Source organism: Corallococcus sicarius (genome assembly GCF_003611735.1).
Classification (GTDB): Bacteria; Myxococcota; Myxococcia; order Myxococcales; family Myxococcaceae; genus Corallococcus; species Corallococcus sicarius.
Map to the genome: position 1 here is coordinate 1 of NZ_RAWG01000234.1, position 15,331 is coordinate 15,331.

Sequence of the window (15,331 nt, forward strand, 5' to 3'; positions counted from 1 at the left end):
GCGCCACGCCGGCATCATTGGGGCGGGCCGGCGGCATCGCGGCGGGGGCCGGAGCCGGCGTGGCGCTGGGAGGCGGCGCGGGCGTCGCGGTCGTCACCCGGGCGGCATAGCCCGGCGCGTCGATGTGGACGTTCCCTTCCGCGTCGATGCGGACGGTGGCCTTCTCGAAGCGCTGGTTCTTCACGCTGTCGATGTTGACGCCGTTGAGGAAGACGGAGCCGGCCACGGCCAGCATGGGGACGAGCGTGGCCGCGAGGGTGAGCGCGATGCGGGCGGACGGGCGAGACATGGGGGGCATCCCTCCAGGGAATCCTCAACAGTCCCGGGTGCTTGCAACGACTTAGCGCACCCCGGGGAGCGGGACAAGGCGAGTGTGGCCCGGGTTGGAGCGCACCACCGCCCCGAACATTCACCCGGAAGTCCCGCGGGCCTGCGTCAGGGCGCCGCGGTCGGCGTCGCGCCGGGCTCCCCGGGCGGCAGCTCCCGCTGCGCGAGCGCCCAGTCCCCGCCCAGGCCGTGTCCTTCACGGAAGCGGCGGAAGTCGCGCTGCACGGCGCGGGGGTAGCGACGGAACTTCTCCAGCTCCCCGGCCTTCAGGGCGTCCCGGATGCGCGTGGGGCCGGCGTTGTACGCCATCAGCGCCAGGTCCAGGTCGCCGCCAAAGCGGCCCTGCAGCGAGCGCAGGTAGCGGATGCCCAGCCGCACGCAGACGGCGGGATCGGACACCACCTCCTCGCGCGACAGCCGCAGCCCCTCCTTCTCCGCCAGGAAGTGCAGCGTGCTGGGCTTGATCTGCATCAGCCCCCGGGCGCCCTTGTCGGAGATGGCCTCCTCCTCGAAGTCGGACTCCACGTCGATGAGGGCCAGCACCAGCAGCGGATCATACCCGGTGCGTCGGGCCTCCTCGTCAATGGCCTGCCCCAGCCGCCGGCGCAGGGTGAGCCCCAGGTCCGGGGCGCGCTTGGCCAGCACCGCGTCGATGAGCACCGCCTCCGCGGAGGCGGACTCCATCGACACCACCTCGGGGACCACGGGCTGGGATGGGGGCTCCTCCAGGAGGGGCACCACCCGCGCGGACACCACGAGCGCCACACCCGCGAGCAACGGGAGCCGGGAGCACCCGCTGCTCAGGGCGTGCAGCCCCGCGAAGAACCGCGTTCCCAACGACCTGCCGCCCGAGGCGGCGGGTCCACTCACTTGCGGTGCTCCAGGGCCTGGATGCGCTCGGAGAGGCGCTCCAGTCGGCTGCCAAACGCCTGCAACTCCTCGCGGCGCGGCAGCTTCAGCAGCGTGAGCGCCGTGCGCACCCGCTCCTCCACGTTGTGCTCCAGGTCCTTGCGGTGCCCCGTCAGCCGCTCGGCGAACTCCCGCGCCTGACGCTTCACCTCATCCTGGCTCCAGCCCGCGACGGACGCCACGCGCTGCACGGCGCGGGAAGCCTCCTCCTCCGCCGTGTTCACCGCCAGGAGCGCCTGGCTCCAGATGCGCTCGAACGCCTCCGCCACGGAGGTCTTCTCTCGGGGGGCCTCGGTATTGTTGTCCATGAAGTCGCTCCGGGAGCGCCCCGGGCCCCATCCATGACGGGAAACCCGAGGCATTCAAACGAAAGGGGCGTCCACCTAAGCACACCCCTTGGGTGAAGAAAACGCTGCTCAGGCCCGCGGAGAAGACGCCGCGCTGCCCGAATTCTTGGTCGTGCCGTGGGCCCGACGGGTGGGCTTCAGCAGTACATCCAGCTTCTTCGACAGGCGGCCCAGCTCGTGGGTGATCTGCTGCACCTGGGACTGGCTGGCAACTCCCACCGCCTCCACGACCTTCGCCTGCAGCCCGTCCAGACGCTTGCGCAGCCCCGCGCCCGCCGCGTCCACCTTCTTGGTCAGCTCCTGCACCCGGGGGTCCGCGCGCAGCTCACCGGCCTGCACCTTCGTCCACAGGGCCTGGACCTCCTTCTTCGCCTCCTGGCCCCGCGTCTCCAGCACCTTGAAGGCCTTGTTGGCCTCCCCTTCCAAACCCTCGAACCGCTTCTGCGCATGGGAGAGCTGCCCCTTCAGGAAGCTCTCCACGTTCTGCGTGACACCCGTCTTCTCAGCCGTCTTCGTCTGCGTCGTGGTCATGTGACTCTCCCCCACCCGGGGAATCCCGGGCCGATAACGTGATGCGTCAAGATAACGCACCGCGACACGGTGTCAAGGCGAAGTCAGATGAACTGTGCAAAACGAGAAAGCCGCCGCCCCGGCATGAAACCAGGACGGCGGCAGACTCCCGGAGCGTCAGGGACGCTCCGTCAGCGCACTAGGCGACGTCGGTGGACCGGGTGTCCGGCCGCGACGGCGGAGGGGCCAGCGGGCCGGTGTCTCCGTGGGTGGCGGCCAGGGCGGCCTCCATCTCGTTGACCTCGTCCGTGGGGCTCTCCACCTCGATGTCGAGGTGCTTGTAGTTCGGCAGGCCCGTGCCGGCGGGGATGAGCCGGCCCATGATGACGTTCTCCTTGAGGCCGCGCAGGTAGTCCACCTTGCCGTTGATGGCGGCCTCGGTGAGCACCTTCGTGGTCTCCTGGAACGACGCCGAGGAGATGAACGACTCGGTGGAGAGCGAGGCCTTGGTGATGCCGAGCAGCAGCGGCTCACCCACGGCCGGGCGCTTGCCCTCGGCCATGACCTTCTCGTTCTCCTCCTCGAACACCCACTTCTCGACCTGCTCGTCGACCAGGAAGTTGGTGTCGCCCACGTCCGTGACGCGCACCCGGCGCAGCATCTGCCGGACGATCGTCTCGATGTGCTTGTCGTTGATCTTCACGCCCTGCAGTCGGTAGACCTCCTGCACTTCGTCCACCAGGTAGCGCGCGAGTTCCTTCTCGCCCAGCACCTTCAGGATGTCGTGCGGGTTGGCCGCGCCGTCCATCATCGCCTCGCCGGCCTTCACGCGGTCGCCGGAGTGGACGTTGATGCTCTTGCCCTTGGAGATCAGGTACTCCTTGGCCAGGTCCGCGCGCTGCTCGCCGCTCACCTCGGGGGTGATGATGAGCTTGCGCTTGCCCTTGGTGTCCTTGCCGAAGGACACCACGCCGTCGATCTCCGCGATCGCCGCCGCATCCTTGGGCTTGCGCGCCTCGAAGAGCTCGGCCACGCGGGGCAGACCGCCCGTGATGTCCTTGGTCTTCGTCGTCTCGCGCGGCACCTTGGCGATGACCTCGCCCGCGGAGATCTCATCCGTGTCGTTCACGGTGATGATCGCGCCCTGGGGCAGGAAGTAGCTCGCCTGGTTCTTGGAGGACGGCAGGTCCTTCACGTTGCCCTGCGCGTCGCGGATGGTGACGCGCGGACGCGCCTCCGGATCCTTGGACTCGATGACCGTCTTGCGCGACAGGCCCGTCACTTCATCGAGCGTCTCGGACATCGTCACGCCTTCGATGATGTCCTCGTAGCGCACGACACCGCCCACTTCCGTGAGCAGCGGGATCGCGAACGGGTCCCACTCGGCCAGGAGCACGCCCGGCTCCAGCTTCTGGTGTTCCTTCACCAGGATGCGGGCGCCGTAGATGATCTGGTAGCGCTCGCGCTCGCGGCCCGACTCGTCGACGACGACGAGCTCGCCGTTGCGGTTCATGGCCACCAACGTGCCGTCCGCCTTCTGCACCGTGTTCAGGCCCGCGAACTTCACGGAGCCCGCGTAGCGGTTCTCGAGGCTGGACTGCTCCGCGCGCCGCGTCGCCGCACCACCGATGTGGAAGGTGCGCATCGTGAGCTGGGTACCCGGCTCACCGATGGACTGCGCCGCGATGACGCCCACGGCCTCGCCGACGGACACCTTGCGGCCGCGCGCCAGGTCACGGCCGTAGCACTCGACGCAGATGCCGCGCTTGGCCTGGCAGGTGAGCACCGAGCGGATCTTCACCTTGTCCAGGCCGCTGTTCTCGATGCGGCGGACGCGCTCCTCGTCGATCTCCTCGTTGGCGCGCACCAGCACCTCGCCCGTCACGGGGTCGAGGATGTCGTCCAGGGCCACGCGGCCCAGGATGCGCTCACCCAACGGCTCGATGATCTCTCCGCCTTCGACCAGGGCGCCAATGAACAGACCGTCCATGGTGCCGCAGTCGTACTCGTTGATGATGGCGTCCTGCGCCACGTCCACGAGACGGCGGGTGAGGTAACCGGAGTTGGCCGTCTTGAGCGCCGTGTCCGCCAGGCCCTTGCGGGCGCCGTGCGTGGAGATGAAGTACTGGAGCACGGAGAGGCCTTCACGGAAGTTGGCCGTGATGGGCGTCTCGATGATTTCACCGGAGGGCTTGGCCATCAGGCCGCGCATGCCGGCCAGCTGACGGATCTGCTGGGCGCTGCCGCGCGCGCCCGAGTCGGCCATGATGTAGATGGGGTTGAACGACGGCTGCTTGCGCGTCGTGCGCACGCCCTCGTGGTAGCCCGTGGCCTCGTCGGTGGAGATCTGCTGCATCATCTCCTGGGCGACCTTCTCGGTGATCTCCGCCCAGATATCGATGACCTTGTTGTAGCGCTCACCGTCGGTGATGAGGCCCTCGAGGTACTGGTTCTCGATCTCCGCCACTTCCTTGCGCGCGTAGTCCAGGAACTCCTGCTTCTTCGCAGGGATGATCATGTCCTTGAGCGCGATGGAGATGCCGGCGCGGGTCGCGTGGAAGTAGCCCAGGCTGCGGATGCGGTCGGCCAGCAGCACCGTCTCCTTCTCGCCCGTGAGGCGGTAGCAGAGGTCGATGAGGTTACCGAGCGACTTCTTGTCGAGCACCTTGTTGATGGCGTCGAAGCCCACGCGGCGCGGCACGACCTCCCACAGCAGCACGCGGCCGACCGTGGTCTCCTTGCGCTTGGCGTCGATGCGGCACACCACCTTGGCCTGCAGGTGCACCTCGCCGTGGTCGTACGCAGCGCGCACCTCCTCCGGCGACGCGAACACGCGGCCTTCGCCGTTGGCGAACTCGCGGGCGCGGGTCATGTAGTAGATGCCGAGCACCATGTCCTGCGTCGGGACGATGATGGGCTTGCCGTTCGCGGGGCTGAGGATGTTGTTCGTCGACATCATCAGCACGCGCGCTTCCATCTGGGCCTCGATGGAGAGGGGCACGTGCACGGCCATCTGGTCACCGTCGAAGTCCGCGTTGAACGCGGCGCAGACGAGCGGGTGCAGCTGGATGGCCTTGCCTTCGATGAGCACGGGCTCGAAGGCCTGCATGCCCAGGCGGTGCAGCGTGGGCGCGCGGTTGAGGAGCACCGGGTGCTCGCGGATCACGTCCTCGAGGATGTCCCAGACCTCCGGACGCTCCTTCTCCACCATCTTCTTCGCCGACTTGATGGTGGTGACGTAGCCCTTCTCTTCGAGCTTGTTGTAGATGAACGGCTTGAACAGCTCGAGCGCCATGATCTTCGGCAGGCCGCACTGGTGCAGGCGCAGCTCGGGACCGACGACGATGACGGAACGGCCCGAGTAGTCCACGCGCTTGCCGAGCAGGTTCTGACGGAACCGGCCCTGCTTGCCCTTGAGCATGTCGGACAGCGACTTCAGCGGCCGCTTGTTCGGGCCGGTGATGGTCTTGCCACGGCGGCCGTTGTCGAACAGCGCGTCCACCGCCTCCTGCAGCATCCGCTTCTCGTTGCGGATGATGATGTCCGGAGCGTTGAGCTCCTGGAGCCGCTTGAGGCGGTTGTTGCGGTTGATGACGCGGCGGTACAGGTCGTTGAGGTCGGACGTCGCGAAGCGGCCACCGTCCAGGGGGACGAGCGGACGCAGGTCGGGCGGGATGACCGGGATGACGTCCAGCATCATCCACTCCGGCTTGTTGCCGGAGACGCGGAACGCCTCGGCCACCTTCAGGCGCTTGGCGTACTTCTTCCGCTTCGCCTCGCTGGTGGTCTCGCGCATGTCCTTGCGCAGTTCCTCGGACAGCTTCTCCACGTCCAGGGACTTGAGCATCTCACGGACGGCCTCGCCGCCCATGCCCGCGGTGAACGAGTCCTCGCCGTGCTCCTGGAAGAGCCGGTGCATCTTCTCCTCGGAGACGAGCTCGCCACGCTGCAGCGGCGTCGCCTTCGGGTCGATGACCATGTAGCTCTCGCAGTACAGCACCTTCTCCATCTCCTTGAGGGTGATGTCGAGCAGGTTGCCGATGCGGCTGGGCAGCGACTTGAGGAACCAGATGTGGGCCACGGGCGTGGCGAGCGTGATGTGCCCCAGGCGCTCACGGCGCACCTTGGACTGGATGACCTCCACGCCGCACTTCTCACACACGACGCCGCGGTGCTTCATGCGCTTGTACTTGCCGCAGTTGCACTCGTAGTCCTTCACGGGACCGAAGATGCGCGCGCAGAACAGGCCGTCGCGCTCCGGCTTGAACGTGCGGTAGTTGATGGTCTCCGGCTTCTTCACCTCGCCGTGCGACCACTGCCGGATCTTGTCGGGCGACGCCAGCGCGATGCGGATGGCGTTGAACGACAGCGGGTCCTTCGGCTTCTCGAAGAAGTTGAAAATGTCCTTCACGTTGCCTCCGAAAACTTATGAGCGCTCAAGGCGCCAAACGTTTCGGGCCCCCGCCCTGCACCCGGTCGGCCGCTCCCTCCACGAGGAAGCGATACCGACCGGTCAGGCGGGCGCACCGGCTGCTAAAAAGGCCTAGGCTTCGGTCCCGGACTTCCGGTCCTCGCCGTCGCCACCACCCAGGAAGTCGCCGCCGAAGCTGCGCTGACGCTCCGGGGGCGCGCTCTCCAGCAACTCCACGTCCAAGGCCAGCGACTGGAGCTCCTTGAGGAGCACGTTGAACGACTCGGGCAGACCGCTCTCGAGGACGTTGTCGCCCTTGACGATCGCCTCGTACATGCGCGTGCGGCCCACCACGTCGTCCGACTTGACGGTGAGGAACTCCTGCAGCGTGTACGCCGCGCCGTAGGCCTCCATCGCCCATACTTCCATCTCTCCCAGACGCTGGCCGCCGAACTGGGCCTTGCCGCCCAGGGGCTGCTGCGTGACGAGCGAGTAGGGCCCGATGGAACGGGCGTGGATCTTCTCGTCCACCAGGTGGTGCAGCTTGAGCATGTACATCACGCCCACGGTGACGTTCTGGTCGAACGGCTCACCCGTGCGGCCGTCGAAGAGCACCATCTGGCCCGAGCGCGGCAGCCGGCCCTCGTCGAAGAGGGCGTGCAGCTCCGTCTCGCGGGCGCCGTCGAACACCGGCGTCGCCACGTGGATGCCCTTCTTGAGCCGGCGGCAGAGGTCCTGGACCTCCTGGTCGGACAGGCCGTCCACGAAGTCGCCGAAGGCCTTGTCGTCGTAGACGACCTTCAGCTGCTTCTTGAGCTGCTCGCCGCTGAAGTTCTCGTCGAGGTAGCGCTGCAGCTGCTCGCCGACGCCCTTCGCGGCCCAACCCAGGTGGACCTCGAGGATCTGCCCGATGTTCATGCGGCTGGGGACGCCGAGCGGGTTGAGGACGATGTCCACCGGACGCCCGTCCTCCAGGTACGGCATGTCCTCCTCGGGGAGGACGCGGGACACGACGCCCTTGTTGCCGTGGCGACCGGCCATCTTGTCGCCCACCGCCAGCTTGCGCTTGATGGCGACGTACACCTTCACCATCTTGATGACGCCCGGAGGAAGCTCGTCGCCCTTCTTGATGCGCGCGATCTTCTCGCCGAAGGCCAGCTTCACGGCCTCCTTCGTCTCTTCCAGGCTGCGCAAGATGTCGCGCAGGCGCGCATCCAGCGGCTCGCCGACGGAGATCTCACCCCAGTACTTGTACGGCACCGTGGTCAGCAGCTCGTCGTTGAGGATGTCACCCTTCTTCAGGAGGATCTTCCCCTTGTCGTCCACGAGCTTGCCCTGGACCTCCTTGCCGCGGACCAGGCCGCGCAGGCGGCTGTAGGCAGAGTCCTGGAGGACCTTGATCTCGTCGTTCTGGTCCTTGAGGAGCTTCGCCTCCTCCATGGACTCGATCTGCTTGGCGCGCTCGTCCTTCTCCACGCCCTTGCGGCTGAACACCTTGGCGTTGATGACGGTGCCCACCACGCCCGGAGGCACGCGCAGGGAGCTGTCGCGCACGTCGCCGGCCTTCTCACCGAAGATGGCGCGAAGGAGCTTCTCTTCCGGGGAGAGCTGGGTCTCGCCCTTCGGAGTGATCTTGCCCACCAGCACGTCGCCGGGCTTCACCTCGGCGCCGATGCGGATGATGCCGCTCTCGTCCAGGTCCTTGAGGGCCTCTTCACCCACGTTCGGGATGTCGCGGGTGATCTCCTCCTTGCCCAGCTTGGTGTCGCGCGCGATGCACTCGAACTCCTCGATGTGGATGGACGTGAAGACGTCCTCCTTGAGGATGCGCTCGCTGAGCAGGATGGAGTCTTCGAAGTTGTAGCCCTGCCACGGCATGAACGCGACGACGATGTTCTGTCCCAGCGCCAGCTCACCCGTTTCGGTGGCCGGACCGTCCGCGATCACGTCGCCCTTCTTCACCCGGTCACCCTTGCGGATGATGGGCTTCTGGTTGAGGCACGTGTTCTGGTTGGAGCGCTGGTACTTGAGCAGGTTGTAGATGTCCACCTCGCTGGACACGTCGCTCAGGGCCGCGTTGGAGTCCGCCTTGACCACGATGCGGCCGGCGTCCACCGACTCCACGATGCCGTCGCGGCGCGCCACGCAGGTGACGCCGGAGTCGCGGGCCACGATGGCTTCAATGCCCGTGCCCACGAGCGGCGCGGCGGTGCGCAGCAGCGGCACGGCCTGACGCTGCATGTTGGAGCCCATGAGCGCGCGGTTCGCGTCGTCGTTCTCCAGGAACGGGATGAGGGAGGCGGCCACCGACACGAGCTGGTTCGGGGACACGTCCATCAGGTCCACGTCCTCGGCCTTGACCTGGACGAACTCGCCGCTGCGGCGGCTCTGCACCAGCGCGTTGACGAACTTGCCCTTCTTGTCCGTCTCCGCGTTCGCCTGGGCGATGGTGTGCTTCTCCTCCTCGAGCGCCGAGTAGAAGGCCACGTCCGCGGTCACGCTGCCCGCGTCCACCTTGCGGTACGGCGTCTCCACGAAGCCGAACTCGTTGACGCGCGCATAGGTCGACAGCGACGCGATGAGGCCGATGTTCGGGCCTTCCGGCGTCTCGATGGGGCAGATGCGGCCGTAGTGCGTCGGGTGCACGTCGCGCACCTCGAAGCCGGCGCGCTCGCGGGTCAGACCGCCAGGCCCGAGCGCGGACAGGCGGCGCTTGTGCGTGACTTCCGAGAGCGGGTTCGTCTGATCCATGAACTGCGACAGCTGGCTGGAGCCGAAGAACTCCTTGATGACCGCCGTCACGGGCTTGGCATTGATGAGATCGTGCGGCATGAGCGTCTCGATCTCCTGGAGGCTCATGCGCTCCTTGATCGCCCGCTCCATGCGAACCAGACCGATGCGGTACTGGTTCTCCAGCAGCTCACCCACCGCGCGCACGCGCCGGTTGCCCAGGTGGTCGATGTCGTCGATCGTCCCCTTGCCGTTCTTGAGGTCGATCAGGTAGCGGATGACCTCCAGGATGTCGCGCTTGGTGAGGATCTGCCCGTCCAGGGGCTCCTCGAGGCTGAACTTGAAGTTCAGCTTGAGGCGGCCGACCTTGGACAGGTCGTAGCGCTCCGGATTGAAGAACAGGTTGCTGAACAGGTTCGTCGCCGTCTCCGGCGTCGGGGGATCACCCGGGCGCAGGCGCCGGTAGATCTCCATGATGGCCTGCTCGGGCGACTCGATCTTGTCCAGCATCAACGTCTCACGCAGGTACGGACCCACGTTGAGGTTGTCGATGAAGAGGACCTTGAACTCCTTGATCTCGCGCTTGAGGAGCTCGTCCACCTTCTCCTGCGAGACCTCCTCGTTGCACTCGAGGATGACCTCACCGGTGTTCTCGTCCACGACGTCGTAGGCGGAGACCTTGGTGAACAGCTCGTCCGCGTCGATGGGCAGCTTGGTCATCTTCGCCGCTTCGAGCTTCTTGATGGCGGCGCGCGTGAACTTGCGGTTCTTCTTGACGATCAACTCACCGGACTTGGTCTTGATGTCGCGCGTGGCGCGCTGACCCGGCAGGAGCTCCAGCTCGACGCTCTTCTCGAAGTCGGCGGCGCTCTGCAGGTAGATGGTCTCGGTGGCGTAGTAGTAGTTGAGGATCTCCTCGGTGGAGCCCTTGAAGTCGAGCGGGTTCTTCTTCGCCGTGTCACCGACGGCGCCCAGGGCGCGGATGAGCACGGTGGCCGGCAGCTTGCGGCGCCGGTCGATGCGCACGTACAGCAGGTCCTTGTGGTCGAACTCGAAGTCGATCCACGAGCCGCGGTACGGGATGATGCGGGCGTTGTAGAGCAGCTTGCCCGACGAGTGGCTCTTGCCCTTGTCGTGGTCGAAGAACGCACCCGGGCTGCGGTGCAGCTGGCTCACCACGACGCGTTCGGTACCGTTGATGATGAACGTACCGTTCTGGGTCATCAGCGGGATTTCGCCGAAGTAGACTTCCTGCTCCTTCACATCGCGGATCGACTGGGCGCCAGTTTCCTCGTCCTTGTCCCACACGACCAGGCGCACGACGACCTTGATGGGCGCCGAGTAGGTCATTCCACGCTGGTGGCACTCATCGACGTCGTACTTCGGCTTTTCCAGGTGATAGCTGACAAACTCCAGCGAGGAGGTCTCGTTGAAGTCCCGGATCGGGAAGACGGACTTGAAGACACCCTGAAGGCCAAGGTCCTCGCGCTTCTCCGGGGCAATATCGGCCTGGAGGAACTTTTCGTAGGATTGCTTCTGGATGTTGATGAGATTGGGAATGTCGATGATCTTCGCGATTTTGGCGAAGGTCTTCCGCACGCGGAAATTGTTCTGGATCTGCGTCGGCATTCGGTCTCCGGAGACGGCTGCTCGGGCGGGGCAAACTTCAGTAACGCGCGGCGGCGCCGGGAAATTTGGCAAATGTCAAATGGGCAAAGCCGGCGCCCCAGCAAAGGGGACGCCGGCCTGCTCATCCGGTCAGGAGGCTGCCCGGGATTTCCCGGAAGAACAGGACAGCCCCTGTCGGAACTACTTCACTTCGACGGTGGCGCCAGCCGCGGTGAGCTGGTCCTTGATCTTCTTGGCGTCGTCCTTGTTGACGCCTTCCTTGACCGTCTTGGGCGCGCCCTCGACCAGGTCCTTGGCCTCCTTCAGGCCCAGGCCGGTGATGGCGCGGATCTCCTTGATGACGTTGATCTTGTTGGCGCCCGCGTTCGCGAGGACCACGTTGAACTCCGTCTTCTCCTCGACAGGAGCGGCGGCAACGGCAGGACCCGCGGCAACGGCAACGGCCGCGGCGGAAACGCCCCACTTGGCCTCGAGGGCCTTCACGAGCTCAGCGGCCTCCAGGATGGTCAGGGAGGAGAGGTCTTCGGCAATCTTGTTCAGGTCAGCCATGGAACTGTGTCCTTCTGGTGTTGACTAACGGCCGGCGACCCATTGGGTCAGCTCAGCCGCGGGGGTTGCGGTAGAAAAACTTCTCGGGACGATTACTCGGGCTTCGACTTGTCCGCGTTGGCCTGGATGACCCGCGCGAGCTGCGACCCGGGGGCCGCGATGGTCCGAACCAGCTTGCCAGCAGGCTGGTTGAGCATTCCGAGCAACTGCCCTCGGAGCTCGTTGAGGCCCGGCAACTTCGCCAGCGCCTTCACGCCGTTGACGTCGACCTTGCGGCCGTCCACCACGGCGCTGCGGACCTTGATGGTCTCCATGTCCTTGATGAAATCCATCAGGATCTTGGCAGGAGCCACCACGTCGTCGTAGCTGATGCACAGGGCCACGGGACCCGTGAAGTCATCCGAAATCACGGAGACGGACGTGCCCTCAGCGGCACGGCGCGCCAGCGTGTTCTTGATGACCTTGTACTCGACCTTGCCCTCGCGGAACTTCCGACGAAGCTTGGTCACCGTCTCCACGTCCACCTTGGAGAACTCGGCGACCACCGCGGACTTGGTCCGGGCGAACTTCTCGTGGAGTTCCTTGATCATCACTTCCTTCTCGCTCTTCAGCACCTTGACTCACCTCCTTTATGGCCCGACCTGACGGTCGGGCGTGATGCCTGGGCCAAAGTGGCAGAGCGAGGGAGGAGCCTCCGAGAGGCACCACACCGCACCTCCAGTCTCGGCAGGGCTGACCTTGCGGCCGTTTGAACCTGGAGCGGAGGGACGGCCCGACCGGTTGCCCGGTTCCCAACGGACGCGTCTTCTCCCCTTCCGGGTCCCTGCTGTCATGAACCAGGTCGGAACGCCCTGTCTCTCGACATGGCGCTCCAATTGCAAAAGCCGGGGGCCTATACCCCCGGCTTTCGCAAAGATCCAGCACTTTCTATGCGACCGACGTTGGGCAGGCGACAGGACTGACGCTCCCCGTCAGGGAGCGCACCCTTCCCGGCCCGCCCCGACACCCCGGGACTAGCGGTGACGCGCCAGGATCTCGGTGGTGTCGAGCTTGATGCCCGGCCCCATCGTGGTCGAGATGGCGATGCCCTGCAGGTACACGCCCTTGGCGGTGGCCGGCTTGAGCTTCATCACCAGGTCCACCAGCGCGTTGAAGTTGGCCTCGAGCTTGGCCGTCTCGAAGGAGGCCTTGCCCATCTTGGCGTGGACGATACCGGCCTTCTCCGCGCGGAAGTCGACCTTACCGCCCTTGGAGTCGCGGATGGCCTTGGCCACGTCCATCGTGACCGTGCCCACCTTCGGGTTGGGCATGAGGCCGCGGGGGCCGAGCACCTTACCGAGGCGACCGACGACACCCATCATGTCCGGCGTCGCGATGACGGTATCGAAGTCGAGGAAGCCCTCCTCGATGCGCTTCTGGAGGTCCTCCGCGCCCACGATGTCCGCGCCGGCGTTGGCGGCCTCGGTGGCGCGCTCACCCTTGGCGAACACGGCCACGCGCACGGTGGCGCCGGTGCCGTGCGGGAGCACCACGGCGCCACGGACCATCTGGTCCGCGTGCTTCGGGTCCACGCCCAGGTTGATGGCGACATCGACCGTCTGGTCGTACTTCGTCGCGCGGGCCTCGACCGTCTTCTTCAGCAGCGCGAAGCCCTCGGCGACGGCGTAGCGCTTGTTGCGGTCGACCAGCTCGGTGGACGCGCGGAACTTCTTTCCATTGGTAGCCATGGCAGGAATCCTTGAAAGATGGGGGGCGGGCTAGCCGACGACTTCGATGCCCATGGAGCGCGCGGTGCCAGCAATGGTGTTCATGCAGGCTTCGAGGGACGCGGCGGTGGTGTCCTGGATCTTCTTGTTGGCGATCTCCTCGAGCTGCTTCCGGGTGATCTGCCCCACCTTCTCCTTGCCCGGCTTCTTCGCGCCCGAACCCTTCTTCTTCTCCGTGTGGAGACCCGCGGCCTTCTTGATGAGGATGGCGGCGGGAGGCGTCTTCATGATGAAGGTGAAGGAGCGGTCCGCATACACGGTGATGATCACCGGGATGATGAGACCTTCCTTCGCCTCTGCCTGCGTCTTCGCATTGAACTGCTTGCAGAACTCCATGATGTTCACGCCCTGCTGACCGAGGGCGGGACCAATCGGCGGGGCGGGGTTCGCCTTGCCGGCGGGAATCTGCAACTTGACCTGACCTGTGATCTTCTTCATCGGCGGACTGCTGCCTTTCGATGGGGTGGTTCCAGCGGGTCACCAGACGGGGTGACCCTCCCACCCGTTGTCCGCACCCGACAGCCGGGCGCGAAAGCCTGCTTAGCCGGTGGTCTTCTCCACCTGCATGAAATCGAGCTCCACGGGGGTCGCGCGGCCGAAGATGCTGACGAGCACCCGGACCCGACCCTTCTCCGCGTTCACTTCTTCCACCGTGCCATTGAAGTTGGCGAACGGGCCGTCGATGACTCGCACCGTGTCGCTCGCCTCGAACTGGACCTTGGGCTTGGGCTTGAGCGCTCCCTCGGCCACCTGGGTGGTGATGCGCGCCACCTCGGCGTCCGACATGGGACGGGGCTGCTCGTTCTGGCCGACGCCCGGGAACCCGGTCACCTTGGAGGTGTTCTTCACCAGGTGCAGGGTGGTGTCGCTGAGCTCCATCTGGACGAAGATGTAGCCCGGGAAGAGCTTGCGGCGGGTGGTCTTCTTCTCGCCGTTCACCATCTCCACGACCTGCTCCATGGGGATGAGGATCTCACCGATGAGCTGCTGGTCCTGCAGCCCCTTGAGACGGACCTGCTCCTCCAGGTTCTTCTTCGCCTGGTTCTCGTAGTTCGAGTAGGTCTGGACCGTGAACCATTTCATCGCCATTACAGCTTCCCCCACAGGGCTGGCAGCCACTCCACCATCAAGTTGTAGGCGACGGTGTCGATGCAGAAGAGGAGCACGGCGGCGACGAGCGAAGCGACGACCACGGCCATGGTCGACGCACGGGTCTCCGACCAGGAAGGCCAGGTGACCTTCATCAGCTCGGACGCCACGTCAATGGACAGGGCATGCGAGCGTGGGTGGAAGTAGGCCGCCAGCACCAACCCCAGGGCCACCACATAGCCCACCAGGGTCGATACGCGCCATCCAAGGCCCTCGAAGAGCTCGACGTCACTCCAGCCGAACCGGCTCCAGAGCAACCCGAAGACATGCTCCAGGAAGAGGGCCAGGACGATGCCGGCGACGAGATAGAAGATGACCACGAGCCGCTTCGGGTCGATGCCCGAGCGGTTAGCCTGCTGGCTGGCCTCAGATGCCGTCGCCATGGTGCCTCACGAGGGACTGCGGAAGCTGGACTGCGAAAAGGCAGGGACCCCCGGCACCGCTCGGTACCGGGGGTCCCTGTACTGAAGCTGGCAGGCCAGGAGGGATTCGAACCCCCAACACGCGGATTTGGAGACCGCTGCTCTACCGTTGGAGCTACTGGCCTAAACCTTCATGGAACGCGCGACCTAGACCTTGCCTTCCTTGTGGTCCGTGTGCTTGCGGCACCGAGGGCAGAACTTGCTCAGTTCGAGCTTGTCCTGGCTCTTCCGCTTGTTCTTCGTGGTCGTGTAGTTCCGCTCTTTGCACGTGGTGCACTCGAGCGAGATGATGGAACGGTTACCCTTCGGCATGGCTCATTTCACCAGATGCGAGAGGGGAAGGCTACAAAAGCAGCCCTCCCCTCGGCAACTCAGTGCCCGTGGAAGCTGGTCGGCGTGAAGCCGATCAGGCGATGATCTCCGCAACGACGCCCGCGCCCACCGTACGGCCACCCTCACGAATGGCGAACCGCAGCTCCTTGTCCATCGCCACCGGGGTGATGAGTTCCACCTCGATCGCGATGTTGTCGCCCGGCATCACCATCTCGACGTTCTCCGGCAGCTTCACCGTGCCCGTCACGT

13 protein-coding genes, 1 tRNA gene and 1 pseudogene are annotated in these 15,331 nt (G+C 65.7%); all 15 read right to left on the reverse strand.

Annotation, left to right across the window (positions count from 1 at the left end):
- Window positions 1-289 (reverse strand): annotated as a pseudogene (locus D7X12_RS29065) (hypothetical protein); the annotation flags it as partial.
- A gap of 146 nt (window positions 290-435) precedes the next feature.
- Window positions 436-1,197, reverse strand: a complete 762-nt coding sequence (locus tag D7X12_RS29070) for a lytic transglycosylase domain-containing protein (protein ID WP_120628517.1) — start codon at window positions 1,195-1,197, stop codon at window positions 436-438.
- Complete coding sequence (locus D7X12_RS29075; RefSeq protein ID WP_120541003.1) at window positions 1,194-1,544, reverse strand: phasin family protein; 351 nt, start codon at window positions 1,542-1,544, stop codon at window positions 1,194-1,196. The genes D7X12_RS29070 and D7X12_RS29075 overlap by 4 nt, the downstream gene beginning before the upstream one ends.
- A gap of 108 nt (window positions 1,545-1,652) precedes the next feature.
- Complete coding sequence (locus tag D7X12_RS29080) at window positions 1,653-2,114, reverse strand: hypothetical protein (RefSeq protein WP_120628518.1); 462 nt, start codon at window positions 2,112-2,114, stop codon at window positions 1,653-1,655.
- A gap of 178 nt (window positions 2,115-2,292) precedes the next feature.
- Window positions 2,293-6,504, reverse strand: a complete 4,212-nt coding sequence (gene rpoC / locus D7X12_RS29085; RefSeq protein ID WP_120628519.1) for a DNA-directed RNA polymerase subunit beta' — start codon at window positions 6,502-6,504, stop codon at window positions 2,293-2,295.
- A gap of 132 nt (window positions 6,505-6,636) precedes the next feature.
- Window positions 6,637-10,863 (reverse strand): DNA-directed RNA polymerase subunit beta, encoded by a 4,227-nt coding sequence (gene rpoB, locus D7X12_RS29090; protein ID WP_120628520.1) that lies wholly within the window; start codon window positions 10,861-10,863, stop codon window positions 6,637-6,639.
- 180 nt (window positions 10,864-11,043) lie between these two features.
- A complete protein-coding gene (rplL, locus tag D7X12_RS29095) occupies window positions 11,044-11,412 on the reverse strand; it encodes a 50S ribosomal protein L7/L12 (protein WP_120612526.1) in 369 nt (122 codons plus the stop codon).
- Window positions 11,413-11,504: 92 nt separating this feature from the next.
- Window positions 11,505-12,026: a 50S ribosomal protein L10 gene (gene rplJ, locus D7X12_RS29100; RefSeq protein ID WP_120628521.1), complete on the reverse strand. Its 522-nt coding sequence runs from the start codon at window positions 12,024-12,026 to the stop codon at window positions 11,505-11,507.
- 399 nt (window positions 12,027-12,425) lie between these two features.
- Entirely contained in the window at window positions 12,426-13,139 is a 714-nt protein-coding gene (gene rplA / locus D7X12_RS29105; protein ID WP_120628522.1) for a 50S ribosomal protein L1, read from the reverse strand.
- Window positions 13,140-13,169: 30 nt separating this feature from the next.
- A complete protein-coding gene (gene rplK / locus D7X12_RS29110; RefSeq protein WP_120533438.1) occupies window positions 13,170-13,616 on the reverse strand; it encodes a 50S ribosomal protein L11 in 447 nt (148 codons plus the stop codon).
- Between the two features lie 102 nt (window positions 13,617-13,718).
- Window positions 13,719-14,267, reverse strand: coding sequence for a transcription termination/antitermination protein NusG (gene nusG, locus D7X12_RS29115; RefSeq protein WP_120616107.1), 549 nt, complete (start codon window positions 14,265-14,267; stop codon window positions 13,719-13,721).
- The gene (secE, locus tag D7X12_RS29120) at window positions 14,267-14,710 is read right to left on the reverse strand and encodes a preprotein translocase subunit SecE (protein ID WP_120628523.1); all 444 of its coding nucleotides are present in this window, start codon (window positions 14,708-14,710) and stop codon (window positions 14,267-14,269) included. Before secE ends, nusG begins: the two co-directional genes overlap by 1 nt.
- Before the next feature lie 88 nt (window positions 14,711-14,798).
- Window positions 14,799-14,874: transfer RNA gene (locus D7X12_RS29125), tRNA-Trp, on the reverse strand.
- 22 nt (window positions 14,875-14,896) lie between these two features.
- Entirely contained in the window at window positions 14,897-15,061 is a 165-nt protein-coding gene (rpmG, locus tag D7X12_RS29130) for a 50S ribosomal protein L33 (protein WP_002617522.1), read from the reverse strand.
- 94 nt (window positions 15,062-15,155) lie between these two features.
- The coding region (locus D7X12_RS29135) for an EF-Tu C-terminal domain-related protein (protein ID WP_500683233.1) at window positions 15,156-15,331 on the reverse strand (176 nt) is incomplete at its 5' end.

Coding starts and splice junctions, on each gene's coding strand:
- D7X12_RS29075 (WP_120541003.1), bottom strand. CDS start 1,544: ATGGACAACAATACCGAGGCCCCCCGAGAGAAGACCTCCGTGGCGGAG.
- D7X12_RS29080 (WP_120628518.1), bottom strand. CDS start 2,114: ATGACCACGACGCAGACGAAGACGGCTGAGAAGACGGGTGTCACGCAG.
- rpoB (WP_120628520.1), bottom strand. CDS start 10,863: ATGCCGACGCAGATCCAGAACAATTTCCGCGTGCGGAAGACCTTCGCC.
- rplL (WP_120612526.1), bottom strand. CDS start 11,412: ATGGCTGACCTGAACAAGATTGCCGAAGACCTCTCCTCCCTGACCATC.
- rplA (WP_120628522.1), bottom strand. CDS start 13,139: ATGGCTACCAATGGAAAGAAGTTCCGCGCGTCCACCGAGCTGGTCGAC.
- rplK (WP_120533438.1), bottom strand. CDS start 13,616: ATGAAGAAGATCACAGGTCAGGTCAAGTTGCAGATTCCCGCCGGCAAG.
- nusG (WP_120616107.1), bottom strand. CDS start 14,267: ATGGCGATGAAATGGTTCACGGTCCAGACCTACTCGAACTACGAGAAC.
- secE (WP_120628523.1), bottom strand. CDS start 14,710: ATGGCGACGGCATCTGAGGCCAGCCAGCAGGCTAACCGCTCGGGCATC.
- rpmG (WP_002617522.1), bottom strand. CDS start 15,061: ATGCCGAAGGGTAACCGTTCCATCATCTCGCTCGAGTGCACCACGTGC.